25 protein-coding genes are annotated in these 26,197 nt (G+C 68.7%); 10 read left to right on the top strand and 15 right to left on the bottom strand.

Translation table 11 applies throughout. The features are described from left to right. From BM417_RS45940 to BM417_RS45915, 6 genes are all read right to left on the bottom strand, one after another. Positions 1 to 346, bottom strand: a 346-nt coding sequence (locus BM417_RS45940) for a helix-turn-helix domain-containing protein (protein ID WP_143139107.1), incomplete at its 3' end; no start/stop codon positions are given. Between the two features lie 44 nt (positions 347 to 390). Then, the gene (locus BM417_RS45935; RefSeq protein ID WP_093606425.1) at positions 391 to 918 is read right to left on the bottom strand and encodes a hypothetical protein; all 528 of its coding nucleotides are present in this window, start codon (positions 916 to 918) and stop codon (positions 391 to 393) included. A 61-nt stretch (positions 919 to 979) separates the two neighbouring features. Then, positions 980 to 2,557, bottom strand: coding sequence for a hypothetical protein (locus tag BM417_RS45930; protein WP_093606424.1), 1,578 nt, complete (start codon positions 2,555 to 2,557; stop codon positions 980 to 982). Between the two features lie 86 nt (positions 2,558 to 2,643). Then, on the bottom strand, positions 2,644 to 4,533 hold the full coding sequence (locus BM417_RS45925; protein WP_093606423.1) for a VWA domain-containing protein: 1,890 nt from the start codon (positions 4,531 to 4,533) through the stop codon (positions 2,644 to 2,646). 41 nt (positions 4,534 to 4,574) lie between these two features. After that, positions 4,575 to 4,757 carry a DUF397 domain-containing protein gene (locus BM417_RS45920; protein ID WP_093606422.1) on the bottom strand — a complete coding sequence of 61 codons (183 nt, stop codon included), beginning with the start codon at positions 4,755 to 4,757 and terminating at the stop codon, positions 4,575 to 4,577. Then, the gene (locus BM417_RS45915) at positions 4,732 to 5,580 is read right to left on the bottom strand and encodes a helix-turn-helix domain-containing protein (RefSeq protein WP_093606421.1); all 849 of its coding nucleotides are present in this window, start codon (positions 5,578 to 5,580) and stop codon (positions 4,732 to 4,734) included. The genes BM417_RS45920 and BM417_RS45915 overlap by 26 nt, the downstream gene beginning before the upstream one ends. A gap of 131 nt (positions 5,581 to 5,711) precedes the next feature. Between BM417_RS45915 and BM417_RS45910 the strand changes: the two genes are divergently transcribed. Genes BM417_RS45910 through BM417_RS45885 form a run of 6 tightly spaced genes read left to right on the top strand, consistent with a single transcriptional unit; the run spans position 5,712 to position 11,158 of the window. Beyond that, positions 5,712 to 6,845 (top strand): efflux RND transporter periplasmic adaptor subunit, encoded by a 1,134-nt coding sequence (locus BM417_RS45910; protein ID WP_093606420.1) that lies wholly within the window; start codon positions 5,712 to 5,714, stop codon positions 6,843 to 6,845. Next, complete coding sequence (locus BM417_RS45905; RefSeq protein WP_093606419.1) at positions 6,842 to 7,522, top strand: ABC transporter ATP-binding protein; 681 nt, start codon at positions 6,842 to 6,844, stop codon at positions 7,520 to 7,522. Before BM417_RS45910 ends, BM417_RS45905 begins: the two co-directional genes overlap by 4 nt. Further along, positions 7,519 to 8,709 carry an ABC transporter permease gene (locus BM417_RS45900; RefSeq protein ID WP_093606418.1) on the top strand — a complete coding sequence of 397 codons (1,191 nt, stop codon included), beginning with the start codon at positions 7,519 to 7,521 and terminating at the stop codon, positions 8,707 to 8,709. Before BM417_RS45905 ends, BM417_RS45900 begins: the two co-directional genes overlap by 4 nt. A 12-nt stretch (positions 8,710 to 8,721) precedes the next feature. Next, complete coding sequence (locus tag BM417_RS45895) at positions 8,722 to 9,219, top strand: hypothetical protein (protein ID WP_093606417.1); 498 nt, start codon at positions 8,722 to 8,724, stop codon at positions 9,217 to 9,219. After that, positions 9,219 to 9,911, top strand: a complete 693-nt coding sequence (locus BM417_RS45890; RefSeq protein ID WP_093606431.1) for a response regulator transcription factor — start codon at positions 9,219 to 9,221, stop codon at positions 9,909 to 9,911. The genes BM417_RS45895 and BM417_RS45890 overlap by 1 nt, the downstream gene beginning before the upstream one ends. Further along, entirely contained in the window at positions 9,908 to 11,158 is a 1,251-nt protein-coding gene (locus tag BM417_RS45885; protein ID WP_093606416.1) for a sensor histidine kinase, read from the top strand. The genes BM417_RS45890 and BM417_RS45885 overlap by 4 nt, the downstream gene beginning before the upstream one ends. On the opposite strand, the gene BM417_RS45880 is transcribed toward BM417_RS45885, so the two are convergent. Beyond that, the gene (locus tag BM417_RS45880) at positions 11,144 to 12,328 is read right to left on the bottom strand and encodes a YbiU family protein (protein ID WP_245822873.1); all 1,185 of its coding nucleotides are present in this window, start codon (positions 12,326 to 12,328) and stop codon (positions 11,144 to 11,146) included. The genes BM417_RS45885 and BM417_RS45880 overlap by 15 nt on opposite strands. Positions 12,329 to 12,415: 87 nt before the next feature. Between BM417_RS45880 and BM417_RS45875 the strand changes: the two genes are divergently transcribed. After that, on the top strand, positions 12,416 to 13,483 hold the full coding sequence (locus tag BM417_RS45875; RefSeq protein ID WP_245822871.1) for an ROK family transcriptional regulator: 1,068 nt from the start codon (positions 12,416 to 12,418) through the stop codon (positions 13,481 to 13,483). Position 13,484: 1 nt separating this feature from the next. On the opposite strand, the gene BM417_RS45870 is transcribed toward BM417_RS45875, so the two are convergent. Then, positions 13,485 to 14,426 carry a class I SAM-dependent methyltransferase gene (locus tag BM417_RS45870; RefSeq protein WP_093606414.1) on the bottom strand — a complete coding sequence of 314 codons (942 nt, stop codon included), beginning with the start codon at positions 14,424 to 14,426 and terminating at the stop codon, positions 13,485 to 13,487. 90 nt (positions 14,427 to 14,516) lie between these two features. Next, positions 14,517 to 15,086, bottom strand: coding sequence for an XRE family transcriptional regulator (locus BM417_RS45865; protein WP_177320990.1), 570 nt, complete (start codon positions 15,084 to 15,086; stop codon positions 14,517 to 14,519). Between the two features lie 48 nt (positions 15,087 to 15,134). Between BM417_RS45865 and BM417_RS45860 the strand changes: the two genes are divergently transcribed. Beyond that, the gene (locus BM417_RS45860) at positions 15,135 to 16,484 is read left to right on the top strand and encodes an MFS transporter (RefSeq protein WP_245822869.1); all 1,350 of its coding nucleotides are present in this window, start codon (positions 15,135 to 15,137) and stop codon (positions 16,482 to 16,484) included. Here the strand turns inward: BM417_RS45860 and BM417_RS45855 are convergent. Together BM417_RS45855 and dgoD are read right to left on the bottom strand one after the other, a co-directional pair. Continuing rightward, a complete protein-coding gene (locus tag BM417_RS45855; RefSeq protein WP_093606412.1) occupies positions 16,423 to 17,490 on the bottom strand; it encodes an FAD-dependent oxidoreductase in 1,068 nt (355 codons plus the stop codon). The two genes, BM417_RS45860 and BM417_RS45855, sit on opposite strands and share 62 nt — an antisense overlap. A gap of 107 nt (positions 17,491 to 17,597) precedes the next feature. Then, positions 17,598 to 18,740 carry a galactonate dehydratase gene (gene dgoD / locus BM417_RS45850; RefSeq protein WP_093606411.1) on the bottom strand — a complete coding sequence of 381 codons (1,143 nt, stop codon included), beginning with the start codon at positions 18,738 to 18,740 and terminating at the stop codon, positions 17,598 to 17,600. 113 nt (positions 18,741 to 18,853) lie between these two features. Here dgoD and BM417_RS45845 point away from each other — a divergent pair, with 113 nt between their 5' ends. Then, positions 18,854 to 20,071: an RNA-guided endonuclease InsQ/TnpB family protein gene (locus tag BM417_RS45845; protein ID WP_218164784.1), complete on the top strand. Its 1,218-nt coding sequence runs from the start codon at positions 18,854 to 18,856 to the stop codon at positions 20,069 to 20,071. Between the two features lie 5 nt (positions 20,072 to 20,076). On the opposite strand, the gene BM417_RS45840 is transcribed toward BM417_RS45845, so the two are convergent. Further along, positions 20,077 to 20,757 carry an SDR family NAD(P)-dependent oxidoreductase gene (locus BM417_RS45840; protein ID WP_093606410.1) on the bottom strand — a complete coding sequence of 227 codons (681 nt, stop codon included), beginning with the start codon at positions 20,755 to 20,757 and terminating at the stop codon, positions 20,077 to 20,079. A 10-nt stretch (positions 20,758 to 20,767) separates the two neighbouring features. Further along, a complete protein-coding gene (locus tag BM417_RS45835) occupies positions 20,768 to 22,780 on the bottom strand; it encodes a glycoside hydrolase family 27 protein (RefSeq protein WP_093606409.1) in 2,013 nt (670 codons plus the stop codon). Positions 22,781 to 22,854: 74 nt separating this feature from the next. Between BM417_RS45835 and BM417_RS45830 the strand changes: the two genes are divergently transcribed. Continuing rightward, the gene (locus BM417_RS45830; protein WP_093606408.1) at positions 22,855 to 23,448 is read left to right on the top strand and encodes a bifunctional 4-hydroxy-2-oxoglutarate aldolase/2-dehydro-3-deoxy-phosphogluconate aldolase; all 594 of its coding nucleotides are present in this window, start codon (positions 22,855 to 22,857) and stop codon (positions 23,446 to 23,448) included. Here the strand turns inward: BM417_RS45830 and BM417_RS45825 are convergent. Both BM417_RS45825 and BM417_RS45820 read right to left on the bottom strand, forming a co-directional pair. Then, entirely contained in the window at positions 23,435 to 25,375 is a 1,941-nt protein-coding gene (locus tag BM417_RS45825; protein WP_093606407.1) for an alpha-galactosidase, read from the bottom strand. The two genes, BM417_RS45830 and BM417_RS45825, sit on opposite strands and share 14 nt — an antisense overlap. Then, complete coding sequence (locus BM417_RS45820) at positions 25,372 to 26,196, bottom strand: carbohydrate ABC transporter permease (protein WP_093606406.1); 825 nt, start codon at positions 26,194 to 26,196, stop codon at positions 25,372 to 25,374. Before BM417_RS45820 ends, BM417_RS45825 begins: the two co-directional genes overlap by 4 nt. Position 26,197: the final 1 nt, after the last annotated feature.

The raw sequence follows: 26,197 nt of genomic DNA, 5'->3' as shown, positions 1-26,197 counted from the left end.
ACCGGGTCGACCAGTGCGTCGCGTTGGCCGGCGTCGACTCCAGCGTCGCGGTGATCACCGCCTCGACCTGGTCATCGGAGATCGTGCGCGGACGCCCAGGACGCGCCTCGTCGAGCAACCCGTCCAGCCGGTCGACCACAAACCGCGAACGCCATTTCGCCACCGTCGCCCGCCGGATCCCCAGCTCCGCCGCGATCTCACTGTTCGAGCCGCCTTCGGCGCACCGCAACACGATCCGCGCCCGCAACGCCAACGCCTGCGCCGTCTTCCGACGCCGCGTCCAGCCTCGCAACACGCTCGCCTCGTCGTCGGAGAGCGCCAACTCGGGCAGCTTCGGGTTCGGCATGCCGCCGAACCCTACGCCTGCACACGAACTAACGACTCAGGACACTAGATGTCCGCTTCGCGCAGCAGACGGCCGCCCGCGTCGTAGGCCCGGACTCGCACGATCCTGACGTGGTGGTGCGGAATCCGGCAGAGGTAGGTCTCGCCGTACAACTCGGCCTTGAAGATCTCTCCGCTGGGCAGTACGAACTCGAGGGCGGCGACCTCGGGGCCGACCCGCCCCACCTCGACGGTCCAGTCGTCGCCGACCAGGCCCAGGCGGCCGGCGAAGTACTCGGCACCAGGTGGACCGACCTCGGCTGTCGAGGTGCCCTGTGACTGGGGGTCGACGGTGCACACGACGAACTGGCTGTCGGTGACGCCCACCTCCAGGACGATGCCGTGCAACCGCTGCAGGGTGTTGAGCCGGAATCCGGGTGGCCGCTTGCAGCCGTCGTCGGCGAGGACGCGCATCGACTCGATCGACAGCGGGGTCGGCGTCCCGGGAATGGCGGCAGCGCCCGCCATGTCACGGGCGAGAGCCAGCCCGGTGACGACCGCGAGCGCTCCCAGCACGTAACCCGTCGCTCTCATGCGTTCCCCCCGGAACGCAGTCTAGGGCGGTGACCACCGCCCTAGACCGGTTTCGCCACAACTAGCTGACGAGAGAGAGGTTGCGGCGCGAGGGCGTTTCGGGAGCCTTGACCTCTGCCGAGGGGATCTCGACCTCCTCGCCGCCGATCTCGCGGGTGATCCAGGCGCCGGACTCCACCATGACCTTCAGGGTGCGGGTGTCGAGGGCGTTGACGCGGCCGTAGTACCACTCGTCGGTGGCCAGCGGGCCCATGCGGTCGCCCATGCGCTTCTTGATGTCGAGAACTCGCTCGAACAGCGTCTTCACGAGCGCCGCGCGGTCGTAGGGGCCCTGGAGGCCCTCGCGGATGCGGTCCTCGATGCCGCGCGGGGTGCCTTCCGAGTCCGGCATGAGCATGGTGGTCCAGGCGCGGGACTTCTCGCGGTACTGGAGCTGCTGCATGATGCCCTCGTGCTGGGCGAAGTCGGCGGCGCGGAAAGACCTGCCACGCCAGCGCTTCTGCAGGTTCACGGCCAACGACAGCGCGCTCTTCAGGCCCGTGTTGAGGCCGCGGCCCGGCCAGAAGTGCAGCGAGTTGGCGGCGTCGCCGAGCAGGAAGCCGAACGTGTCGGGCGCCAGCTGGGCGGTGAACTTCGACATCTGCTGCATGCCGAGCGTGAACGAGTTGATGCCGACGACGTCCGCCACGCCGACGCCGAAGAAGCGCAGGCCGTCGAGGATTCGGGGCCACAGGTAGGAAAGCTTGTCGACGGACGGCTTGAACACGGCGCGGTGCCGGTCGCAGACGAAGCGGCCGTTCGGAGCAGGACGCATGGTGCAGCCGAACTTGCCGATGCACGAGACCGGGCCGCTCTCACCGAGCGCGACGATCTCGGACGCCTCCTCGGCGGTCAGGCGCATGTTGATGAAGCCGCCGCCGAGCGAGTTGAAGAGGAACCTGTTCTGCGCCACGGTGAGCGGGACGGTGTGCTCGTCGGGCGACTTCGCGGTGACGCGGATGCCCAGGACGCGCTCGTCGAGCGGCGAACCGTCCACGGAGAACAGTTCGCGGCTCGGGGTGCCGAACTGCGCCGAGAACGCGTCGCGGGTGGCGGAACGCGCGCCGTCCGCGATGGCGAGCACGTGCAGGCCGTCGAACTTCGCGGGCGGGGTGTAGGCGGCGGGGACGACCTCGATGCCGTAGACGTCCTGCGCCATGTCCAGCAGGCAGTCCTCGATCCAGCGGATCTTGATGTTGCGCGGACGGCCCTTGGACGCGGGTGAATCGGGGCCGAGCGGCCACATCTCCGAGAACTTGCCGGGCGTGAAGAGGCGCTGCTGCACGGCGGACGGCAGGGCGGCCCAGACGTTGCTCTGCAGCGTCACGACCTGCTCGCGCCGGTTGTTGCCCTCGGACAAGCCCTTCCACACGACGCGATTGCCCTGGCGCATCCAGCGGCGGTCGTGCACGCGGACCGAGACCTGCTCGCCCAGCAACGACTTGATGGTGCACGCGAAGGCGAGGCCGACCGGGCCGCCACCCGCCACGTCCACCCGCAGCGGGGTGGACCTGCGCAGCGGAACGATCTTGCTGCCCTGCTTGGGCAGCAGCACCGTCGGGCCGCAGCGGCCGATCAACACCGTCTTCTCGTCAGCCATGGCCCATCCCCCTCGTTCCCGTTGTACGGCGGGAACACGTAGCGAGACGGGAGGCGGTTCAACGAGTTTCGAGGAAATTTTTCCGGCTAGCCGAACCGGTTGCGCGCGAAGCCCGACCTGCTCTGACCGAACGCGTTCAGCACGTGCACGGCGACGGCGTCACCGGTGTCGGAGAACGCCCGGACCGTGCCCAGGTTCGCCGTCAGGCTCATCAGCTTGCGGAACGTCACCTGGTCGTCGCGGAACTGCGGTGCCGGGGTGTGCGCGTGGGCCTGGCGCAACGTCTCGACGTGCTCGGCGAGCCGGGAGTTCGCCGTCTCCCGGTCGTTCTGGTAGAGGTCGTCGAGCGCGTAGAAGGTGATCTCGCTCGTCCACAGGCCCACGGCGTGCGCGAAGGCGGTCTCCGGGGCGATCGTGCTGTCGGCGCCGAGTCGCAGCTTCTGCAGACGGTTCCCGCCGGCGACGAGGTCCACGTGCTGCACGGTGGCGGTGCCGAAGACCGCGTCGGCCGGGGCCTGCACCTCCAGGACCACCCAGTAGGTCTCGCCGTGGGCGAGGTCCGGGGCGAAGATCCGGATGCCCTCGTCCTGGGTGACGAGGTCCGGCAGCGACTCGACGCCGAACTCCTCCCGTGCGCGCTCGCGAGCCGCGGCGACGTCTCGCTCCACGCGGGCACGGGTCGGGACGTCGGTGATGAGGTCGTGGCCGTACAGGTGCCAGGCGGTGACGGTCGCGTCGAGGCTGATCTGGAGCTGGATGTTCAGTGCGGCGAGGTGTTCGCGCCGCGCGAGGTCCTCGGCGAGGGTGACCCGCACGTCCTCGGGATCGGTGACGAGCGTGCAGAACCCCCCGGTCGTGCCCGCCAGTGCCTCCAACTCGCGCAGGCGGGCGTCCCGGCCGAACCCGAAGCACGACAGCGTCAGTTCGCCCCGAGCTTTGGCGGCGATGTTGCGGCGGATGGCGATCCAGTCGCGTTCGCCTGAGTTCGGCTCCCCGTCCGAGAACAGGTAGACGCAGTTCACGACATCCGGCCGGGAGTGCCGGGAGATCTCGTCGATGCCGTAGAGGACGCCCAGGTTGATGTCGGTGCCGCCGTCCGCGCGCAGTGCCGCGACGATGGCGTCCAGCTTCTCCTGCCCGAGCGACGCTTTCGGCGTGGCCTTGAGCAACGTCCTGGCCGTGGTGTCGAACGCGACGATGCCGAGGACGTCCGTGTCGCGCAGCTGGGCGTAGAGCTCGCGGATCGCGGTCCTGACCGTCTCGATCTTCCCGCCGGCCATGGAACCGCTGGTGTCCACGACGAACACGAAGTTCACCGGCACGGACTGCGCGGCGGACCCGCCCGCTTCCCCCGCCCGCAACGCGATCTCGACGAAGTGGGTCGTGTTCTCGTTGGCGCGCAGACCTGCCTGGGCGGGACAGGAGCCGCTGCTCACCGCGAGCGCGTGGCCTGGCGGCGGCAACGGGATGCCGGACGGGTCCGAGGCGACGAAGTCGTCGAACCTGATCTGCGCCTGGTCGATCAGGACCCCCTCGTCGATCAGGTCCTTGATGCCGAGCACCGCCCTGGTGCCGAACGCGTTGTTGCGGCGCACGAACAGGCCGTCCCGGGGCAGTGGAGACTTCCTGCCGCCGAGCGGGACGTCCTCCGAAAGCCAGCGCCCCAGCTGAGCGGCGACCGTGAACCCGGACCTCGAGGACTCTTCCCCGCCGACCGACCGTGCTGCGGACACGCCGTCCCACTGGTCGTCGTAGTAGTCGGTGTCGTCGAGGTAGTCCGTGTCGTCGTCGAACTGGTAGGCGGGCTGTCGCCGGTACAACGACTCCTCTTCGACACCACCGATCAATTTTGAGTGCCTGTCCCGACCCGCGGAGACGCGGCGCGTCCTGGACGAACGACGCCGGAGCCGGAGCCATGCGCCTGCCACGACGGCCAACGCCACGCCCACGCCAAGCAGGACCCACACGAGGTTCATGTGATCGTCCTAGCAGGCTGTGCCGCCGAACGGAGCAGTTGTCAACTAACTGGCAACCTCTGGACGAAGTTCGCCCAGGCGATGGCACCGAAGGTCAGAACGCCCCCAGCCGGATTCTTCGAGTCACGGACCAGAGCATCAGCGGCGACCGACACCTCGACGCAGTCGCTGTCCTCCGTGCCCCCGCTGTAGCTGCTCTTACGCCAAACGCGTTCCTGCGCCATAGAGGTCCTCTCGCGGTCGGCTGACGTACTCCGCCAGCTTGCTCCGCGATTGTTCCTCATCCAAGGCAACCTCAGCCAAACGGTCGAACAGCAAACGAGCCCTGATGATTGCGGCGGGATCCTGCACGAACACCTTCGCCAGGTCGGTGTCGATGAACGCCACCGGCATCGCCTTTTCGAACTCCCACAACGTGCAACTGGAGGCGAACACAGGCGCGTCTGCGGGGATGATCCGCACGAGGGGCGCGTAGAACAGCAGCTGGAGGTACTGATCCTCCATGACTTGGTCGTCGCCGACCCGCACCTGCAACGCGCGCTCGTGGATGTAGAACAGGCAGCTCGGCTTGTTGTGCCGCTTCAGGATCGACTGACGATCGATCCGGGACTGCACGAGTGCCGGGATGCGGTCCTCGGTCACGAACCCGCTCAGCTGGTAGACGCCATGCGCGTACTCCGGCGTCTGAATCAGCCCCGACACCGACTGCGGGTCGTACCGCATGATCTTCGTGGCGGTCGCCTCCGCCATCGCGAGGGTACGGAGGTTGTCCGAGACCTGGACGATGTACTCCTCGAACGCGTAGCGGAAGCGGCGCTTGAAGTCCTCGAAGAAGTCGATGTCCTTGCCCAGCATCGACAGGTACTGCACGAGGTCGATCTCGCTGGGACGGTACTTGCCGTTCTCCAGCGTGGAGACCTTGCTGGGGTCCCAGCCGAGGCGGACGGCCAGGGCGGCGCCCGTCAGTTCGGACGACGTCTCGCGAACTTTGCGCAGTTCGTCGCCCAGATCCCGGCTGTATGCGGTAGATGGAGTACTCGTGGCCATAACCTCGACCGTAGGGCTTGCTCGAAAAGCAACAAGGGGCTCATTCGGGTGAAAACGGTCGAGCTGATCTTCAGCTCGTTGCCAGGAAACTCGCAGCCCTGACACAGCTTGCCGGACGACGATCCCGAGCCATGACTCGACGTCGCAGATCCTTGTTGATCAACGGACTGCTGGTGGTGGTGCTCCTCGGGGCCGGTGTGGCCGGCTACCTGGTGTTCTTCGGTTCCTCCGGCAATGCCCAGTCCACCACCACCGCTCGTACGGCCGCCGCCGCCAACCGGGACGTCAGCGAGGTGGTGACGGCCTCGGGGACGGTGCAGAGCTCGTTCAGCGCCGCCGCGTCGTTCGGGGCGAGCGGCACGGTCACCGAGATCAACGTCAAGGTCGGCGACGCGGTGACCAAGGGGCAGCAGCTCGCGAAGCTCGACCCGACGCAGGCGCAGCTCCAGGTCGACATCGCGCAGGGCAACCTGAACGCGGCCCTGGAGAAGGGCACAGGCACGAACGCGCTGCTCACCGCGTACCGGCAGACGCAGCTCGCGCTCCAGCAGGCCAAGGACAACCTCGCCGCGACCGTGCTGACGGCTCCCGGCGACGGCACGATCACGTCGGTGACCGGGGCCGTCGGGCAGAAGGTCGGCAGCGGCAGCACTTCCAGCAGCAGCTCCTCCACCTCCAGCACCACGGCCACCACGACGGCGTCCGGGTTCGTGGTCGTCACCGACCTGAAGAACCTCGTGGTGAAGGCGAACGTCTCCGAGTCCGACGTCAGCAAGCTCAAGGCCGACCAGGCGGCGACCGTCACGGTCAACGCGATGGCCGGAACTCCGGTGCAGGCGAAGGTCACCACCGTCGACCTCACCCCCACGACCGCGAACAACGTTGTGCAGTACGGCGTGAGCCTCGCGTTGACGCAGCCGCCGGCCGAGCTGAAGCCGGGTCAGTCGGCGAGCGTCGAGATCACCGTCGCGTCCGCGCAAGGTGTCCTCGCGGTGCCCGCGGCGGCCGTGCAGACCGTCAGCGGCGCGAGTTCGGTGCAGGTCATGGAGAACGGCGTGGAGTCGCGCAAGACGGTGGAGATCGGTGTGCGCGGTGACCAGTACGTGGAGATCAAGTCCGGGCTGAGCGCCGGTGAGGAAGTCGTGCTACCGCAGGTGAGCACGTCCAACAGCACCAACCGTCAGCAGCAGCCGGGCACCGGGCAGTTCCCCGGCACCGGTGGTGGGCAGCGCAACGGCGGCGGCCTCACCGGGACCGGTCGATGAGCCCGGTCATCGAGGTCCGTGACCTCCGCAAGACGTACGGCAACGGTGACACGGCCGTGCATGCGTTGCGGGGCCTCGACCTGATCGTCCAGAAGGGCGAGTACATCGCGATCATGGGTGCGTCGGGCTCCGGCAAGTCGACGTTGCTCAACATCCTCGGCTGCCTCGACATCGCGACGTCCGGCCAGTACCTGCTGGACGGCATCGACACGGGCGAGTTCGACGAGGAGCAGCTCTCGTTGCTGCGCAACAGGAAGATCGGGTTCGTCTTCCAGTCGTTCAACCTGGTGCCGCGAACCACGGCACTCGCGAACGTCGAGCTCCCGCTGGTGTACGCGGGAGTTCGGCGTGCCCAACGCCGGGAACGGGCGCTGGCGGCGCTTGAACTCGTTGGTTTGCAGGACCGCACGCACCACCGGCCCAACGAGCTTTCCGGTGGCCAGCAACAACGTGTCGCGATCGCGCGGGCGCTGGTGACGTCGCCCGCGATCGTGCTGGCCGACGAGCCGACCGGCAACCTGGACACCGAGTCGAGCCGTGAGGTGCTGGGCATCCTCGACCGGCTCAACGCAAGCGGGCGCACCGTCGTGCTGATCACGCACGAGGACGAGGTCGCGTCGCACGCCATGCGCACGGTCCGCGTGGTCGACGGGAAGGTCGCGGGGGTGCTGGTGTGAGGATCTTCGAGATCGCAGCGTTCGCGGTGAGAGGCCTGACCGCCAACAAGATGCGGTCGGGGCTCACCACGCTGGGCATCCTGATCGGTGTCGCGTCGGTGATCCTGCTGATCGCGGTCGGCAACGGCGCGTCGAGCGCGGTGCAGCAGAGCATCGCCGGGCTCGGCACGAACATCCTGACGATCAGTCCGCAGCGCGCCCAGCCCGGCAGCACGGCGAAGCCGCTGACCACGGCGGACGCGGCTGCGCTGGTGAGCCAGGACTCCCCCGACGTCAAGTACGCGTCGCCGGTCGTTTCAGCGCAGGCGACCGCGGGCTACGGGGACACCACGCACGACATCGGGCAGTTCATCGGTTCCGACCCGCGCTACTTCGACACCACGAACAGCTCGGTCGCGCAAGGAAACCTGTTCTCCGACAACGACGTCCAGCAGGCGCGCAAGGTCGTCGTGATCGGCGCGACCGTGGCAACGGAGCTGTTCCCCGGCACGGATCCGGTCGGGAAGTCCATGCTGGTCAACAACATCCCGTTCACGGTCGTGGGAGTGCTGGCGGCCAAGGGTTCCAGCGGGTTGCAGGACGCCGACGACATGGCCGTGGCGCCGTTGTCGACCACGCAGAACGCGTTGACCGGCTACGGCAGTCTCACCCAGATCGTGGTGCAGGCGCAGTCGGCCGACGCGCTGCCGAACGCACAGGCCCAGGTGACGACGATCCTCAACGGCCGGCACAAGATCACCGACACCGCCGACTACCGGATCCTGAGCCAGGACCAGCTGCTGACCGCGCGGACCGCGACGACGGAGACGTTCACCGTGCTACTGGCGTCGGTGGCCGCGATCTCCTTGCTGGTGGGCGGAATCGGCATCACGAACATCATGCTGGTCACCGTCACCGAGCGGATCCGCGAGATCGGCATCCGCAAGGCCGTTGGTGCGCCTCGTTCCTCGATCCTCGGGCAGTTCCTGATCGAGGCGACGCTGCTGAGCCTGTTCGGCGGGGCCCTGGGTGTGGCGGCGGGGATGATCGGCAGCCAGTTCACCATCGCCGGAATCCAGCCCGTGCTCGTGCCGTCGTCGGTGCTGCTCGCTTTCGCGGTGTCGGCGTTGATCGGCCTCTTCTTCGGCAGCTACCCGGCTTCGCGCGCGGCGAAGCTCCGCCCCATCGAAGCCCTCAGGCATGAATAAGGAGTTTTCGACGTGACCAACCCACTCGATCAGCCGCTCGAGAACGACATCTCGGCCAAGCTGAAGGAGCGCAAGACGGGCTTCGGCAAGACGACGGTCATCCTCGGGGTCGCGGTGCTCGCCATCGTGGCGTTCGTCGGCGGGGTGTTCGTGCAGAAGTCCTTCGGTGCCAGCGAGACGCCGACCCGCACGAACGCGGCCGGGCGGCAGTTCCCCGGCGGCAACGGTGCCGCTCCCCCATCCGGCACGAACCGGCAGGGCGGTGGCCAGTTCGGAGGGCGCGGCACCGCCGGCACGATCGACCACGTCGAGGGCACGACCGTCTACGTGAAGACGCAGAACGGGCAGATCGTGAAGGTGTCCACTTCGGACACGACCAAGGTGGAGGTCACGTCCGAGGGCAAACTCGCTGATCTGAAGGCCGGTCAGCAGGTCGTCGTGCAGGGTCAGGCGGGTTCCGACGGCACCGTGAGCGGGCAGACCATCACCCAGCGGCCGACCACCGGGTGATGCAGGATTCACGCGTGGAACGGGGCCGGTTGCTCGTCGTCGAGGACGAACCCAGCATCCGCGAGCTGCTGTGCGCCAGCCTGCGGTTCGCGGGGTTCACCGTGTCGAGCGCGGCGACCGGCTCCGAGGCGTTGACGGCGGCTCGGACGGACGTGCCTGACCTCGTGCTGCTCGACGTGATGCTGCCCGACCGGGACGGGTTCGAGGTGGTGCGGCGACTGCGTTCCAGCGGCGTGCGGGTGCCGGTGCTGTACCTGACCGCGCGGGACAGCACGGACGACCGCATCACCGGCCTGACGATCGGCGGCGACGGGTACATCACCAAGCCGTTCAGCCTGGAGGAGGTCATCGCGCGGGTCACGGCCGTGCTGCGCCGCACCCGGCCCGGAGTCGAGAGCGAGCAGCTCACCTGCGGTGATCTCTCGCTGGACGTGGAGAGTCATGTGGTCAGGCGTGGTTCGCGGGTCGTGGAGCTGTCGCCGACGGAGTTCCGGCTGCTGCACTACCTGATGCGCAACAGCGGGCGGGTGCTGTCGAAGGCGCAGATCCTGGATCAGGTGTGGTCGCACGACTTCGACGGTGACGTCGGCGTGGTCGAGTCGTACATCTCGTACCTGCGGCGCAAGGTGGACGCCTCCGAACCTCGGCTGATCCACACGGTTCGCGGCCTGGGGTACATGATCCGCCGATGACGTTGCGCGTGCGGCTGGTGGTCGTGCTCGTCGCCCTGGTGGCCGCGGGCCTGTTCGGCACGTGGCTGATCGGGTCTCAGGTGATGGAGCGCTATCTGCTCGGCCAGCTCGACGCGCGGCTGGACCGGGTGGTGTCGGTGCCGCGGACGTTTCCCCTGCGCGAGAACGTGATCGTGCGCGACGCCGGCGGGGTGCTGTCGGGAACCGCGTTCGACGGGTTGCCTGCGTTCGGTGTCCTGGCGTCCGGCGAGCACGTCACCATCGGCGCGCGGCGGGTGGTGGTGCGGGACCTGGACGGGACCGAGTTGATCGCCTCGGTCGACCAGTCGGAGGTGGATCGGGCGGTCGACGACCTGCGCCTCGCGTTCCTGCTGATCAGTCTCGGCGCGTTGATCCTCGTCGGGATGGCAGGGTATGCGCTGGTCAGGGCTTCGACGCGGGCGTTGGAGGAGGTCGAGCAGGTCGCCGGGGAGATCGCGGCCGGTGATCTGTCGCGGCGGGTTCCGGTACGGCGGCCTGGTTCGGAGGTCGGGCGGCTGGCCTCGGCGTTGAACACGATGCTGGGGCAGATCGAGCAGGCGTTCGCCGTGCGGGTGAGCTCGGAGAAGCGGATGCGGCAGTTCGTCGCGGACGCGTCGCACGAGTTGCGGACGCCGTTGACGTCGATTCGGGGTTATGCCGAGCTTTACCGGCAGGGCGCGGCTTCGGATGCCTCCGAGGTGTTGAAGCGGATCGAGGACCAGGCCTCGCGGATGGGGTTGCTGGTCGAGGATCTGCTGCAGTTGGCGCGGCTCGACTCGGAGCAGCCGCTGGCGTTGTCCACTGTGGACCTGGTGGTACCGGTGAGCGATGCCGTGGTCGAGGCACGGATGCGCGATGCGGACCGGTCTGTCTCGTTGGTGCTGTCCGCGGGGCCGGTGCTCGTGGAGGCCGACGAGGCGCGGGTGCGGCAGGTGCTGACGAACCTCCTCGACAACGCGCTCATTCACACGCCGGCGGGGTCGCCGATCGAGGTCCGGTTGGGGGCGGGCGAGTTCTCGGTCGCTGATCACGGGCCTGGGATGACCGCCGAGCAGGCTTCGCGGGTGTTCGAACGGTTCTACCGCGCTGATCCCGCGCGTGGGCCCGGTGGAAGCGGGCTGGGGCTCGCGATCGTGGCAGCGCTGGTCGCGGCGCACGGGTGGCGGATCGAGCTGGACACCGCGCCCGGTGAGGGCGCGGTGTTCCGGGTGCTATTCGGGGCGTGAACGGTTCGGCCAGGCTCGTTCGTAGTGCTCTTCCGGGAAGTCGCTCGGGCTGGAGCCGGTCGCGTGGGCGTGCTGGATCTCCTTGGCGTAGCGGTCGTTGCGAGGGCATGACGGCGCGGCCGGGATGTACATGACGTTGCCCCAGCCCTGCTGATCGATGACCGGCGCGACGCTGTGGATCATGTCGCAGTGCCACCAGACCGAGTCGCCCGCGCGGACGTCCGGGATGCCGCTCAGGGCCTCGATCAGGAGTGAGTGGTACTTCGGGTTGACCGGGAAGACCTGGTTGACCGTGACGCCGCACATGTCGTCGTCCGGGACGTCGTCGAGCAGCGGGCGCAGCATCAGGTACGCCATGGCGCCGGGGATCGGGACGGTGTGCAGGACGCCCTGGTCGTGGGCCATGTCCGACAGCGCGGTCCAGCCCTGGAAGGTGCGGAACACCGAGCACATCGTCGTTCCGGGGTACTGCGGGCCGGTGGTGCGGTGGGCGGCGTCCCACGGGTCGTACTGCTCCGGCGTGCCGTTGAACAGGTGCCGGAACGCCTGCTGGTACTCGCGCGTCATCCACAGGTCGAGCGTGCCGGGGTCCAGGTGGGTGCCGAGGCCGTTGGAGTTCGCGCCGGGTGGGCGGCGGCGGATGCGGTCCGGGTAGCCAACGTCCTTCGCCGGGTCGAACCAGCCTTCGTGGTGCCACAGGCTGTTCAGGAACTGTTGGACCGTTGCCATGCGTTTGTGTTGCCTGGCTTGGGTTTGCGCTTCGGACCAGTAGATCGGGTAGATCTCGGGCTTCGAGCCGACGCTGCCGAAGAAGTCGTCGCCGGGGCCGCGGTAGTTCTCGAAGAAGTCGTTGCTCTCGACGTAGTCCACAATGGACTTGTCCCAGGCCAGCGCCTGCTCGCGGTCGAAGTGGTTCCGCACGACCAGGCAGCCGCGGCGTTTCACGAGGTCGGGTGACGCGGTGCCGGCCTCGATGTCGGCGTAGTCGATCACCGGCCAGGCCTGCCCGGCTTTGACGTCGTCGACCTCGCGCTGGATCTGGCGCTCGACGACCGCGAACACCTCCTCGACGGAGCGTCCCGACGCCTCGATGTTCGCCCGGATCGCCTTCTTCACCTCCCTGACGGCTTTCGGCAGGTCAGCAGGGGTGGTCTCCCAGTTCGGCAGCACCGCGACTCCTTCCAGTAAGGACTCCTAACTTAGAACCATAGGCGTGTCGTGCCGTTGTAGGCAAGCCCCCTAACTAGAGTGCGGCGCGTGACCAGGCCGTCCCAGGAGTTGCTGCGCTCGATCTCGGACGAGCACGTGCTGCGGTCGTTGATGTCCGAGCGCAAGCTGACGCGGGCCGAGCTGGCGACGACCACGGGCCTGTCGAAGCCGACCGTGAGCGAGAGCGTCCGTCGGCTGGTCGAGAGCGGACTGGTCGCCGACACCGGGGAACGCACGCCGGGCGGGCGTGGCAAGGGCAGAGTCGGCTCGTTCTACAGCCTGGCCGAGGACATCGGCGTCGCGCTCGTCATTGCGATCGCGCCGGACGGCATCACGGCCGAGTGCGTCGACGCCTACGGGGACGTCGTCGGCCGCACGCACCACCCGATCGCCGACCCGGCCGAGGTTGCGGCCGTGCTGCCGTCTGTCGCCGCGGAAACCGTTGCGGCGCACAACGTCCGGCTCTGCACGGTGAGCGCCGCAGATCCCGTGGACCGGCGCACCGGCAGGCTCGTCCAGCTGCCCGACTCGCCGTTCCTGGTGGGAGAACTGGATCCGGTCGCGGTGCTGGGGCCGTTGCTGCACGGGCCGGTCGTGGTGGACAACGACGTGAACTGGGCCGCGCAGGCCGAACACGCCGCGCTGGGCGTCGCGGACTTCGCCTACCTGTTCTTGGACGAGGGCCTGGGTTGTGCCGTCGTCTCCGACGGCGAGGTGCGGCGCGGGCACTCGGGCCTGGCGGGCGAGATCTCGCATCTGATCACGGCCGGGCCGTCCGGCGCGACGCCGTTCATCGAGGTGTTCGGCGAGCTCGGGTTGCGCCGGCCGGGGACGACCGCGATCGACGTGGCACGGCTGCGGACGGCGGATCCCGTCGTGCTCGCACGGGCCATCGGGGGTGTCGTCATGGCGTTGGTGACGCTGGCGGATCCCGAGGTCGTCGTGATCGGCGGGTCGTGGGGGCCGTCGTTGCTCGGCGCGATCAGGGACGAGTGCGCACGGTTGCCGCGTCAGGTCGACGTGGTCGCGGCGTCCGTGGCGTCTCCGTCGCTGACCGGAGCACGAGCGTCCGCCCTCGACCAGCTGCGGACCGCTCTCGTCACGGCGTCGCGCTAGGTCATTTCCTCGCCGCCCAGACAGTGCGTTCGGTGCGCAGAGACAGGTCGTCGCGGAGCAATGCCTCTTCTGCCGCCTCTGGGCCGAGTTGCCTACGCAGAACGATGCGGGCGTAGCGTTCCACGGCCTCGGACCGTTCGATGTGGACGGTGATCGTGCGTTCGTCTTCGACGGTGAACCCGGCTTCGGTCAGCTTCGGGCCCCAGTCCGCGCCTCGGTGGGGCAGGCGTTCGTCGTGGCCGTCCGGCGCCTGTTCGGGGAAGAACTGCGGCATGCCGGCGAGTTCCACGACAGCCAGCAGGCCTGCGGGGGCGAGGGTCTTGTGGAGCCGGCCGAGGGTGTGGGCCGGGTCGGCCAGGTGGTGCAGGGACGCTGATGCCCAGATCAGGTCGGGGGTGCCCAGGTCCGGCCAGTCCGCGTCGAGGTCGGCCAGGACGGTGTGGACTCGGTCGGCCAGGCCTCGTTCGCCGGCCTTGGTGCGGAGTCGTTGGAGGTGGTCCAGCGAGGAGTCGACCGCGGTGATGTGGGCCTCGGGGTAGCGGGCTAGCAGGGCGAACGTGCCCGCGCCCGTGCCGCTGCCGAGGTCGACGATGTGGCGGGGGTTCGAGGTGGGCAGCCAGTCGATGATGTCGGCGGTGTGGGTGGCGAGGAGTTCGGCGTCGAGGTCGAGGATCTCGGCCTGGTCGTCATCGTGCCCATGCCCGTGGCCATGCCCGTGGTCGGAGCCGTGGCCGTGCCCGTGCTCGGAGCCGTGCCCGTGCTCGGAGCCGTGCCCGTGCTCGGAGCCGTGCCCGTGCTCGGAGCCGTGGTCGGAGCCGTGGCCGTGGCCGGAGCCGTGCCCGTGGCCATGCCCGTAGTCGGAGCCGTAGTCGGAGCCGTGCCCGTGGCCACGGCCGTGGTCCTGCCCGTGCCCGCCACCGTGGCCATGTCGTTCGTCGCTCATGCGGCCAAGCTAAGCCGCCCGTGCGCTAGATGCACGGCAGCTTGCGCAAGACGCAAGAAGGTCGTCCCAACCAGTGCCGGCCGCGCAAGATCACGCCTTCTTGTCGGCGTTGTGGCCGCGCCGCGCCTCCCGGTCGAAGATGCCGAGGATCTCGCACGGACCACCCGCCGTGCCGATCGCGTGCGGCAGCATCGTCGGGAACTCGGCGGCCTGATTGGTCTCCACCCGGAACCTCCGGTTGCCGAGCAGCAACACGGCCGTGCCCGACAGCACGACCAGCCATTCGCGGCCGGAGTGCGCGCGCAACGAGGCGGGGTTGTCGGGCGGCGGGGTGGTCATCCGCTGGCGCATCACGGTCATGCCCGGCTCGGCCTTGATCGGCCAGCGCATGTTGCCGTGCGCGCCGTCGAGCATCGGGCTGACGATCACGTCATCGGTGTCGGTCTCGACCAGCTGGTCCAGCGACGTGTCGAGGGCGCGAGCCAGCGTGACGAGCTGGTCGAGAGCGAGGCGGCGCTGACCGTTCTCGATGCGGCTCAGGGACGACGGGCTGAGCCTGGCGCGGGTCGCGAGCTCGTCCAGCGACCAGCCCTGCGCCACCCGCAACGCGCGGATCCGCTTGCGCACGAGGCCGTCCAGATCGCCATCTTCTTGCGTCATACGCATGATCGTATGCTTCTCCAGCAAACCCTGCTTAGCGTCAGAGCCATGAATCGAACGAAAACCCTGGTCGCGGTGTGCGTCGCGTTGATGGCCGTGATCTCGTCGGTGACCGGGCTCAACGTCGCCCAGCCCCACCTCGCCGCCGAGTTCGGCGCGTCGCAGGGCACGGTGTTGTGGATCATCAACGTCTACGTGCTGACGCTGTCCGCGTTGCTGTTGCCGCTCGGCGCGGTCGGTGACCGGTGGGGGCGCAAGCCCGTGCTCCTCGCGGGGCTCTTGGTGTTCGGCGCGTCCAACGTGATCGCGGGGCTGGCCTCGTCCGCCGAGGTGCTGCTGGCGGCGCGGGTGCTCGGCGGGATCGGGGCGGCGACGATCATGCCCGTCACGCTCGCCGTGATCACCTCGTCGTTCCCGGCCACCGAACGCAGCCGGGCGATCGGCGTGTGGACGGGCGTCGCGGGCGGTGGCGGGTTGCTGGGCATGTTCCTGTCGGCGCTGCTCGTCGACGTGGCGGACTGGCGGTTCCTGTTCGTGCTGCCGGTCGTGCTCGTGGTCGTCGCGCTGGTCATGGCGCTCACAGCGGTGCCGGACTCACGGGAGGCGCGGCCGTTCGACGTCGTCGGCTCACTCACCTCCGTGGTCGCGGTGGCCGGGCTGATCCACTTCCTGCACGAACGCGACGTGCCCAGCTTGCTCGTCGGGGCCGGCGCGGCGATCGCGTTCGTGGCGTGGGAACTCCGGCATCCCGCGCCGCTGCTGGACGTCCGGCTGTTCCGGGAGCGCCGGTTGGCCACCGGGTCGGTGGTGTTGCTGGTGGTGTTCGGGGTGCAAGCCGGTGTGTCGATCGTGCTGTACCCGTTCTTCCAGACCGTTCTCGGCTGGTCAGGACTGGTGTCGACGGTGGCGTTGCTGCCGATGGCCGGGCTGATGATGGTCGCGTCCGGCCTCGCGCCGCGGCTGGCCGAACGGATCGGTGCCCGCGCGACGATGGCGACGGGAATCGTGTTGGGCGGCCTGGGTCTGGTGTTCATGGCGGTGTTCGTGGACGCCGGGTACCTCACCGTGCTGCCCGGCATGATCGCGATGGGCGCGGGCATGGGGCTGTCGATGCCGCCCGCCACCGAGGCGATCACCAGTGCGCTGCCTCGTGAACGGCAGGGCGTGGCGTCGGCGCTCAACGACGTCACGCGCGAGTTCGGCACCGCGCTCGGTGTCGCTTCGCTCGGCGCGATGGTCGCCGGCGCCGTGGACACCGGAGAGTCCTTTGTGGAGGGCTGGCGGACCGCCATGTGGACCGGGGTGGCCGTCATGGCGGTCCTGCTCACCTACGTTCTCAGGCCTCGAGGAGCAGGTCGACCAGCTTCTGCGGGGGCTCGTCGCCGAACAGGCTCTTGAGCATCTCTTCGGAGTCCTCCGCGGTGTGGGCGGCGCGCGCGAACATCGCCTCCTCGTACTCGGCGAGCGCGGTCTCCACGTCCTTGGTGGCCAGCGCCTGGCCCAGTTCGGCGCCGTCCAGCATGGCGAGGTTGGCGCCCTCGCCGTTGGGCGGCATGAGGTGCGCGGCGTCGCCGACCAGGGTCACACCCGGCACTCGTTCCCAGCGGTGCCCGGACGGCAGGGCGTAGTGCGGTCGGAACACCGGCTCGGTGTCGGACTCGGTGATCAACGCGGTGAGCTCGGGCGCCCAGCCGTCGAACTCGCCGACGATCTTGCCCAGGTCGTCGAACCACTCCAGCGGACGGGTGAACTCCACGTAGCCGTGCAGGACGTCGCCGGCCTCGCGGTGCGCGAAGATCGCCTTGCCCTGGCCGGGGGCGAACATCGAGCCGCCGCCGACCGCCTTCGCGACCTCCGGGTACCGCGTGCCGGCGTCGTAGATGTACGTCTCGACGAACGCCATCCCCACGTACTCCGGTTTGGCGTCGGTGACCAACGCGCGCACCTGCGACCACGCGCCGTCAGCTCCGACCAGCACTTCGGCGTCGACGGTGCTGCCGTCCTCGAACGTCACCGTCCTGTCCTGGACGCCGGTGACCTTGCAGCCCCACCGGACCGTGCCTTCCGGGAGCGAGTCGAGCAGCATCTGCCGCAGGTCGGCGCGCTGCACCTCGGGACGGCCGCCCGTGCCGTCGTCGCCTTCCTCGTGCAGAAGCGTGCCGTCGGACTGCAGCACGCGCATGGCCTGGCGGCCAGGCAGGACGAGGGCGCGGAACTCGTCCATCAGCCCGGCCGCCTCGACGGCGATCTGGCCGTTGTAGTCGTGGATGTCGAGCATGCCGCCCTGCGTCCGCGCCGTCGGCGACTCGTCCGCCTCGTAGACGGTGGACGGGATGCCGTTGACGTGCAGCACACGGGCGAGCGTGAGACCGCCGAGACCGGCACCGATGATCGTGACGTGCATGAATGGGCTCCCCTGGAGATCGTGCCGCCTCCCTGACGGCACGACCAGGTTCACCTGGGGCGCTGACAGCGGACGCACACGTCACTGGCAGCCGCTGGCAGGCCCTGTCACCACTCCGCGAACGAGCCGTCGTCGTGCCGCCAGATCGGCGACCGCCACGCGTGCCCGGCCTCGGCCGCCCGGCGCACGGCGGCCTCGTCGACCTCGACCCCCAGACCGGGCCCGGTCGGCCGCGCGATCCAGCCGTCCACGACCCGCACCGGCGCCATGTCCACCAGGTACGACGGGTCAGAGCCGTTGTAGTGCATGCCCGCGCTCTGTTCCTGGATCAGGAAGTTCGGCGTGGTGAACGCGACCTGCAACGACGCCGCGAGCGAGATCGGCCCGAGTGGACAGTGCGGCGCGATCGACGCACCGTAGATCTCGGCCAGCGCCCCGATCCGGCGCAGCTCCGAGATGCCGCCCGCGTGCGACGGGTCGGGCTGCACGACAGCGACACCGGCGTCGAGGACGGGCTTGAACTCCCAGCGCGAGAACAGCCGCTCCCCTGTCGCGATCGGCACGGTCGACGCCTGCACCACCGACGCCAGCACCTCGGCGGCCAGTTCGGGCAGCACCGGTTCCTCGACGAACATCGGCTGCACCTCTTCGAGCATCCGCACCAGCCTGCGCGCCATGGCGGGCGACACGCGGCCGTGGAAGTCGATCGCGAGATCTCCTTGCGGGCCAAGGGCTTCGCGCGCCTCGCGGGCACGACCCAGCACCGCGTCGGCCTCAGCGGGTGAGGCGATCGGGCGCATCTCCGCCGTGGCGTTCATCTTCACGGCGCTGAAACCCGCCGCGACCTGCCGTGACACGGCTTCGAAGATGTCGTCTGGGCGGTCGCCGCCCACCCACGAGTACGCGCGCACCCGGTCGCGCACCGGGCCGCCGAGCAGTTCGTGGACGGGTAACCCGCGTGCTTTGCCGGCGATGTCCCAGAAAGCGTGGTCGTAGCCCGAGAGAGCGGACGACAGCACGGGGCCGCCGCGGTAGAAGCCACCTCGGCGCAGGACCTGCCACAGGTCCTCGACGCGCAGCGGGTCCTGGCCGATGACCAGCTCGGACAGTTCGTGGACGGCCGCGCGGACGGTCTCCGCCCTGCCCTCCACGACCGGCTCGCCCCAGCCGCTCACCCCCTCGTCGGTGCTCACCTTGAGGAACAGCCAGCGGGGCTCGACCAGGAACGTCTCGACCGCCGTCACCTTCATTTGAAATCCTCCGAGAAGAACCCCGCCAGTTGGGTGGAGTGGAGTCGAATCCCTGTGCGGCAGAACAGGGTCAGACGTACGAAGGCGGCACGGCAAGCTGCTACCTTTGGCTGGTGTGCAGCAAGGTGAAGCGGGCGTTCAAATACCGCTTCTACCCGACCGGGGCTCAGGCCGCAGAGCTGTCGCGCACGTTCGGATGTGTCCGCAAGGTTTACAATCTCGCATTGCAAACTCGGACAGAGGCCTGGACCCACCGCCAGGAAAGAGTCGGCTACCAAGCCACATCGGCGATACTCACTGCCTGGAAGCGCACTGAGGAACTGGCGTTTCTCAACGATGTCTCGTCGGTGCCGTTGCAGCAAACGCTCAGGCATCTGCAGGCTGCGTTCACCCACTTCTGGGCGAGACGCGCCAGGTACCCACGATTCAAGTCGCGTAAGCGGTCGCGAGCGAGCGCCGAGTACACACGTTCGGGTTTCCGTTGGTGCGGAGGTGTGCTGACGCTGGCGAAGATGTCCGAACCGTTGGACATCCGCTGGTCCCGACCGTTGCCGGAAGGTGCGATGCCCTCGACAGTCACCGTGTCGCGAGATGCTGCCGGACGTTGGTTCGTTTCCCTGCTGTGTGACGACGCCAGCGTGCGACCGTTGCCTCCCACGGACTCGGTCGTGGGCGTTGACGTCGGCCTTGAGCATCTCCTGACGCTCTCGACCGGGGAGAAGATCGCCAATCCCCGGCACGGGCGCCGCGAGAGGGTCAGGCTGGCACGAGCCCAAAGAATCCTGTGTCGAAAGCAGATCGGCAGCGCCAACAGGACCAAAGCTCGTCTCAAGCTCGGCCGTGTCCACGCCAGGATCGCCGACCGGCGTGCCGACCATCTTCACAAGGTCACCACTCGACTCGTGCGTGAGAATCAAACGCTTGTGGTCGAAGACCTCTCTGTGACGAACATGGTCCGCAACCGTCGCCTCGCTCGCTCCATCAGTGACGCGGGCTGGCGTCAGTTCCGGCACATGCTGGAATACAAAGCGGCTTGGTACGGACGGAGGGTGATCGTGGTCGATCGCTGGTTTCCGTCCTCCAAGCTGTGCTCGGTCTGCGGTGTTTCGACGGGCGACATGCCGTTGCACGTACGTACTTGGACCTGCGGTTGCGGAGCGGTCCACGACCGTGACGTGAACGCGGCCCGCAACATCCTGGCCGCCGGACTGGCGGTGACAGTCTGTGGAGCCGGCGCAAGACCTCAACGGGACGTCCCGGGCGGGCAGTCGGCGACGAAGCAGAAACCCCCGCGGCGCGAGCCGCGGGAATCCTCTCGTCTCCATGGATGAGAAAGTCAAGAAGAATCCTTCGCCGCGGACCAGCCGCCGTCGACCAGAAGCTCCGCGCCCGTCACGAACGACGCCGCCGGAGACAGGAGGAAACCGATCACCGAGGCCACCTCGGCCGGGTCGCCGAGGCGTCTCGCCGGGGTGGCTCGGGCACTGCGTTCCCGATCCTCGGCGGAAACCCGGTCCCAGGCCGCTGTCAGCACGGGACCGGGCAGCACCGCGTTGAACCGGACGTCCGGCGCGTACTCGACGGCGAGCTGGCGGGTCAGTGCGACCAGCCCGCCCTTCGAGGCCGCGTATGCGCCGTGGCCGGGGATGCCGAAGTGCGCGTGCACCGACGAGACGAGCACGACCGAGCCCTTGCGTTCACGCAACGACGGCAGGCAAGCCTGGACGCCGTAGAACGTGCCGCCGAGGTTGACGGCGAGCTGGCGTTCCCACTCGGCCGGTGTCGTCGCGTCCAACGGCTTGACCACGGCCGTGTAGGCGTTGCTCACCAACGCGTCCACGCCGCCGTCACACAGCTCGAGCGCTCGCTGCCAGGTCTCCGGGTCGCTGACATCTCCCCGCACGGCCACATCACCGCGCAGGTCGATCCCGACGACCCGGTAACCGTTGTCCGTCAGGTACTTCGCCGTCGCGGCACCGATTCCGGCACCCGCACCCGACACCACCGCGCACTTCATGCACGTTCTCCTAGAGCTTCTGCCGGTAGACCCTGTTGTCCGGCCCGCGCACGACCGTCCACGCGGAGCCGTCCGCACCAGCAGTAGCACCGACGGCGCCGATCAGCGAGTTGCTCGGGAACTCGGGGCGGTTGAACCAGCCGCCCCAGACGCCGGCGGAGGAGTTGATCTGCCAGAGCGTGTAGTCGCCGGCCCGCGCGAACAGGTAGATCCGGTCCTGGAACTCGACCATGGTCGGGCTGCCGGAGATCACGCCTCCGAGTGACGTCCACTGGCCGCCGCTGACCGGGCGGACCCAGACGTCGTCGGCGGCGGTCCGGACGGCCACCTGACCGCCGGCGACGCTGGGCCTGCCGTAGATCGGGGCGTCGCCGGGGGCGCCGAGCGAGGTCCAGGTGCCCTTGTGGAGCCAGACCTTGCCGTCCTCGCCTCGGGCGACGATCGTGCCGTCAGCCGAGACCGAAGGCGCGTCGGTGAGCTTGCCTCCCAGCGACTTCCACGAGCCCCAGCGTCCGTTGTGGAGGGTGCGCTGCCAGGCGCGGTTGTCGTTGCCGCGAACCGTGACCTCTACGTCGGAGCCGACGGTGCGTACGGCGGGCTGGCCCTGGATCGCCTTGCCCAGGCTCGACCACTGACCGTTGCGGAGCATCTTCAGCTCGCCGCCGGTGCTGCGTGAGAACACCAGTGCCTCGTCGCCGACCCGTGCGATCGCGGGCGAGGCGGTGGCGTCGGAACCGACTGCCTCACCGGGCACGAGGTCCGTGCCGCGCAGCTTGAGCATCGCGGTGCCGTGCGGAGGAACCGTCACCGTGTACTTGTCGGTCGTCGTGCCGCGGTCCGCGCGAGCGCGCAGATCCCGCACCGAGACGTTGCCCTTGAGGCCGGCCTGAGCGAAGTTCACCGTCATCTCGGCGGGGACGTCGCGACGGTTGAGCAGCACGACCGAGCGCTCACCCTTGCGGGACAACACCTTGCTGTAGACGTCGGTGTCGCCGGTCGAGGCGACCCGGACGCCCTGGATGGCGAGCGGGTCCTGGTTGACCGCGAGGATCTCGGGGTTCTTGAGCGTGTTCACCATCGACGGCGGGAGCGTGCGCGGGTCGGAGCCGACGATCAACGGTGAGGACATCTGCGCCCACATGACGAACTGCGAGGTCGACTCCTCCTCGTTGAGCTCGTAGGTGCCCTGCTGCGTCTTGCGCATCGGGATCAGGTAGTCCGGGTCGTTGTAGTGGCCGGGGCCGTTCGACTCGGGGTGCGCGGCGTTGCGGTCCATGTTGCGCAGCACGTCGCGCCAGATGCCCTCGTACGGCGTGCCGAACGCGATGTCGGTGCTGGTGCGCCACGAGTCGCCGACCAGCGGGCCGAAGGTGTAGGAGATGTCGGCGGTCTGGTCCGGCTCGTGCGGAACGCCCCATTCGCCGGTGACCGGGTTGCAGATGTTGAGGATCATCGGCCGGCCGGCTTTGGCGAGGGCCTTGCTGAAGTCCGTGAACGCCTGCGCGGGCTTGAGGTTCGCGAAGATGCCGCACAGGAAGTCGACCTTCACGGCGTCGAACTTCCAGTCAGCGAACCGCTTCGCGTCCTTCTCGTAGTAGCCACCGCCGCTGCCGACCGCGCAGTTCTTGCCGTCGGACGGGCCTGCGTCGGTGTAGATGCCCGCCTTGAGGCCCTTGGCGTGCAGATCCTTGACGAGTTTCGGGAGGCCGCCGGGGAACTTCGCCGGGTCCTCGACCAGGTTGCCCTCAGCGTCGCGCGGGGCCGGGGCGGTCCAGCCGCCGTCGATCCACACGATCTTGTACCCGACGTCGCGCATCCCGCTGCTCACCAGGAAGTCGGCGACACCGCGCACGTCCTTCTCGGTCGGGGCGCCCAGGCCGTAATACGTGTTCCAGCCCATGTACGGGGTCTTGGCGACACCACTGTCGTAGTAGGTGGGCGCTCCCTGGTCGTCACCTGCGTAAGCGGGTGCCGCCACCAGGGACATCAAGGCGATGGCCAACGCGACTCTGCGAACCGACATGCCCGTGAGCCTCCCCCGCGCCTGATACAGGTGTCAAGAATAATTCGTAATTTATGTGTAGTAGGCTGACGGGCGTGAGCTACCGCTACGAGATCACCCAGGCAGTCGTGCGGCAGGGCATCATCGCGATCGTTCGCACCGCGTCCGCCGCTACCGCTGTCGAGGCCGCCGTTCCGTTGCTGGACGCGGGTCTCACGTCCCTCGAACTGCCGTTGACGAACCCCGGTGCGCTGGAGGCGATCCGGCAGCTCCGCGCGGACTACCCGTCTGCCGTGATCGGCGCCGGCTCCGTGCTGGACGAGGCTTCCGCTGTCGCCGCGGTGCGGGCTGGGGCACAGTTCCTGGTGGCGCCCAACCTGAACGTGGCCGTGATCCAGGCCGGGCACCGGTACGGCGCCGCTGTTCTGCCTGGTGCCGGATCGGTCTCCGAGGTCGTGCAGGCGCTGGAGGCCGGGGCGGACGCGGTGAAGGTGTTCCCCGCGCCCACTCCTCAGTGGGTGCGCGACGTGCTCGCTGTGCTGCCCTACGCGCCGCTCGTGCCCACCGGTGGCGTTGCGCCGGCCGATGTTCCGGCGTGGCTGGAGGCCGGGGCGGTGGCGTGCGGGGTCGGGTCAGCCCTCGCCCGCACGCCGATCGAGGAGATCAAAGCCCTGATCAGAGCGGCTTGAGCACGACCAGGTCGGCGTCGTTCGTCTGCGACCAGGCGAACGGCAGCCCGACATGGGTCAGGTGCGCCGCCGAGTAGACCTGCCCGTTCTCGTCCACATAGGACCCGGTCAAGCCCTGCAACTTCACGCGTGACGACCGGCCGGGCACCATCGGCACCCCGGTGAGCGAACCCGTGTTCCAGGCCAGCACGACGATCCGGTCGTCACTCGAGTACTGGATCGCGTCGTTCAGCAGGTGCGCTTCGCCGCCGTGCACGACATCGCGGATGTCCTTGTAGCGGGAGATCAGCTGAGCGGCCTCGGAGCGTTCCTCGGCGGACCAGTGCCGCACGTCGGCGCCGATACCGAGCACACCGGCCATGGCCAGCACGAACCGGAACTTGAGCGAACGCGGGCGCGCGTCGAAGAAGCCGGGCGCGTCCGTCACCCACGAGGACATCAGGTGCGGGGCGTGCATGTGCAGGAAGCCGTGCTGGATCTTCAGGCGGTCGAGCGGGGCGGTGTTGTCGCTGGGCCACACCACGTCGACCTTGCCGGTGGTCGCGAGGTCCGTCCGGCCGCCGCCGCCCGCGCAGCCCTCTACCAGCACGTGCGGGTGCTTCTCGCGCAGGTGGTCGAGCACGCGCCAGTAGTTGCGGACGTGGGCGTCGTCCTGGTCGAGCGGACGTTCGGTGGCGGGGCGGTTCATGTCCCACTTCAGGTAGCTGATCCGGTAGTCGGTCAGCAGTCTGTCCAAAGTGGAGACGACGAACTCGTAGACTTCGGGCAGGCCCAGGTTGAGCAGCATCTGGTTGCGGATCAGCGTCGGCTCGCGGCCCTCGGCGCGGTACACCCAGTCCGGGTGTTCGGCGTAGAGCCGCGACTTCGGGCTCACGCACTCCGGCTCGACCCACAGGCCGAACTCCAGGCCCATCCCCCGCACGTCCTCGACGAACACGCCGAAGTCCGGCGACTCCGGGTACCAGTCGCCGAGGCCGCCGGTGTCGTCGTGGCGGCCGACGAACCAGCCGTCGTCCACCACGAACAGCTCGACGCCCAGGTCGGCGGCGATGCGGGCCAGGTCGCGCTGCTTCTGCAGGTCGACCTCAAAGCCCGTCGCCTCCCACGAGTTGTAGAGCACGGGCTTGCGAGCAGGCCTGGAACGCAGCCGGTCGTAGGCGTGCCAGACGCGGGCCAGGCCGTCCGTCGAGTACGCCAGCGCCAGTTCCGGGGTCGTGAAGGTCTCCCCCGGCCCGACCACGACCGGGCCGAGCATTCCGGCACGCACACGAGTGAGCCCGGACGGCTCGACCTCGGCCGTGATCTCCCAGGAACCGGACCACGCCAGCGACACGCCCCACGTGTCGTCCACGGACAACCAGGGCGCGTAATTGTGCCCGGGAACGCCGTAGGAGCTGCCGATTCGGAACCCGCCCGCGGGCAGGGAGACGTGGTCCAGCTGGAACTCGCGAGCCCACTCACCGTGCAGAAAGGACAGTCGAGGCTCCCGGACGGGCAGGCACACGCCCGCCGAACCGATCCTGCCGAGACGGACCGGCTCGTCTCGCAGATTGGTCACCTCGACCCATCGCGACAGCACGTCGACCGTGGTCTCCGGCTGGTAGCAGAGCACGGTGCGCAGGCCGGCGACTTCGTCGACAAAGGCCAGGCGCAGCACGCCGTCCGACTCGTCCGCGCCCTCGAACGTGAACCACGAGTCGCCGTCCAGTTCGAGGTCGGCGCCGGTGAACGGGCGCTCGCCGCGCGGCGCGTACTCGATCGGCGCCGCGTCGGCCTCGGTGATGAAGTGGATGTCGCCGAGGTTCCGCAAAGGCGACGGGCCGGTCTCGACGCCGTGCGGGCCCCAGGCCACGAGTTCGGCCCAGCGGCCACCCGGTTCGACGGCCACCGTGTAGGAGGTGGTGGCCATCCGGAGGGTCCAGGTCATTTGACTGCTCCCACAGCGAGTCCGGAGATGAAGTGCCGCTGGAACCGCAGGAACACCGCGACGGTCGGGATCGCCGCGATCACCGAACCGGCCGCGATCACGTTCCAGTTGGAGACGTACTGGCCCTGCAACGCGAGCAGCGCTGGGGTCACCGGCATCACGGCCGAGGACCGCAGCACGGTGATCGCCCACAGCAGGTCGTTGAAGATCCAGGTGAACGCCAGCGCGGCCAACGCGGCCAGGGCGGGCCTGGTCATCGGCAGCACGATCCGCCAGAAGATCTGCACGGGACCGGCACCGTCGATCGTGGCGGCCTCCTGCACCTCGTTCGGCATGGCGCGCATGAAGCCCTGCAGCACGAACGTGTAGAAGCCGAGTCCGAAGCCGACCTGCACCACGATCAGCGCGAAGAGCGTGTCGTAGATGCCGAGCAGCTCGGTCAGCTTCGACACCGGCACGAGCAGGATCTGCGGAGGCAGCAGGTTGCCCGCGAGCATCAGCAGGATGATCGAGCGCCGGCCGGGAATCTCGAAGCGGCTCAACGCGTACGCCGCCGCCGCGCTCAGTGCGAGCGAGAGGAACACCGTCGGCACCGTGACGAGGACGCTGTTCCACATGGCGCCCGCGCCGCCGTTGGTCCACGCGTCGGCGAACCCGGCGAAGGTGAACGACTGGGGCAACGACGCGAGGCCGTTGGCGGCGATGTCGTCGAAACTGCGGACCGCCGTGACGAGCACGGCGACGATCGGCAGCAGCCAGAGCACGGAGATCGTGCCCGCCACGGCGTGGAAGACGCGGCCAGAAGAAGTGCTACCCGACATC

Origin of the sequence: Lentzea waywayandensis, assembly GCF_900115955.1 — a bacterium.
GTDB lineage: Bacteria > Actinomycetota > Actinomycetes > Mycobacteriales > Pseudonocardiaceae > Lentzea > Lentzea waywayandensis.
This window is presented reverse-complemented; position numbering and strand designations above follow the sequence as displayed.

Bases quoted from the DNA above. Each gene is read 5' to 3' on its own strand.
- BM417_RS45935 (WP_093606425.1), bottom strand. From the start codon at position 918: ATGAGAGCGACGGGTTACGTGCTGGGAGCGCTCGCGGTCGTCACCGGG.
- BM417_RS45930 (WP_093606424.1), bottom strand. From the start codon at position 2,557: ATGGCTGACGAGAAGACGGTGTTGATCGGCCGCTGCGGCCCGACGGTG.
- BM417_RS45925 (WP_093606423.1), bottom strand. From the start codon at position 4,533: ATGAACCTCGTGTGGGTCCTGCTTGGCGTGGGCGTGGCGTTGGCCGTC.
- BM417_RS45920 (WP_093606422.1), bottom strand. From the start codon at position 4,757: ATGGCGCAGGAACGCGTTTGGCGTAAGAGCAGCTACAGCGGGGGCACG.
- BM417_RS45915 (WP_093606421.1), bottom strand. From the start codon at position 5,580: ATGGCCACGAGTACTCCATCTACCGCATACAGCCGGGATCTGGGCGAC.
- BM417_RS45910 (WP_093606420.1), top strand. From the start codon at position 5,712: ATGACTCGACGTCGCAGATCCTTGTTGATCAACGGACTGCTGGTGGTG.
- BM417_RS45905 (WP_093606419.1), top strand. From the start codon at position 6,842: ATGAGCCCGGTCATCGAGGTCCGTGACCTCCGCAAGACGTACGGCAAC.
- BM417_RS45890 (WP_093606431.1), top strand. From the start codon at position 9,219: ATGCAGGATTCACGCGTGGAACGGGGCCGGTTGCTCGTCGTCGAGGAC.
- BM417_RS45885 (WP_093606416.1), top strand. From the start codon at position 9,908: ATGACGTTGCGCGTGCGGCTGGTGGTCGTGCTCGTCGCCCTGGTGGCC.
- BM417_RS45870 (WP_093606414.1), bottom strand. From the start codon at position 14,426: ATGAGCGACGAACGACATGGCCACGGTGGCGGGCACGGGCAGGACCAC.
- BM417_RS45865 (WP_177320990.1), bottom strand. From the start codon at position 15,086: ATGACGCAAGAAGATGGCGATCTGGACGGCCTCGTGCGCAAGCGGATC.
- BM417_RS45860 (WP_245822869.1), top strand. From the start codon at position 15,135: ATGAATCGAACGAAAACCCTGGTCGCGGTGTGCGTCGCGTTGATGGCC.
- BM417_RS45855 (WP_093606412.1), bottom strand. From the start codon at position 17,490: ATGCACGTCACGATCATCGGTGCCGGTCTCGGCGGTCTCACGCTCGCC.
- dgoD (WP_093606411.1), bottom strand. From the start codon at position 18,740: ATGAAGGTGACGGCGGTCGAGACGTTCCTGGTCGAGCCCCGCTGGCTG.
- BM417_RS45840 (WP_093606410.1), bottom strand. From the start codon at position 20,757: ATGAAGTGCGCGGTGGTGTCGGGTGCGGGTGCCGGAATCGGTGCCGCG.
- BM417_RS45835 (WP_093606409.1), bottom strand. From the start codon at position 22,780: ATGTCGGTTCGCAGAGTCGCGTTGGCCATCGCCTTGATGTCCCTGGTG.
- BM417_RS45825 (WP_093606407.1), bottom strand. From the start codon at position 25,375: ATGACCTGGACCCTCCGGATGGCCACCACCTCCTACACGGTGGCCGTC.
- BM417_RS45820 (WP_093606406.1), bottom strand. From the start codon at position 26,196: ATGTCGGGTAGCACTTCTTCTGGCCGCGTCTTCCACGCCGTGGCGGGC.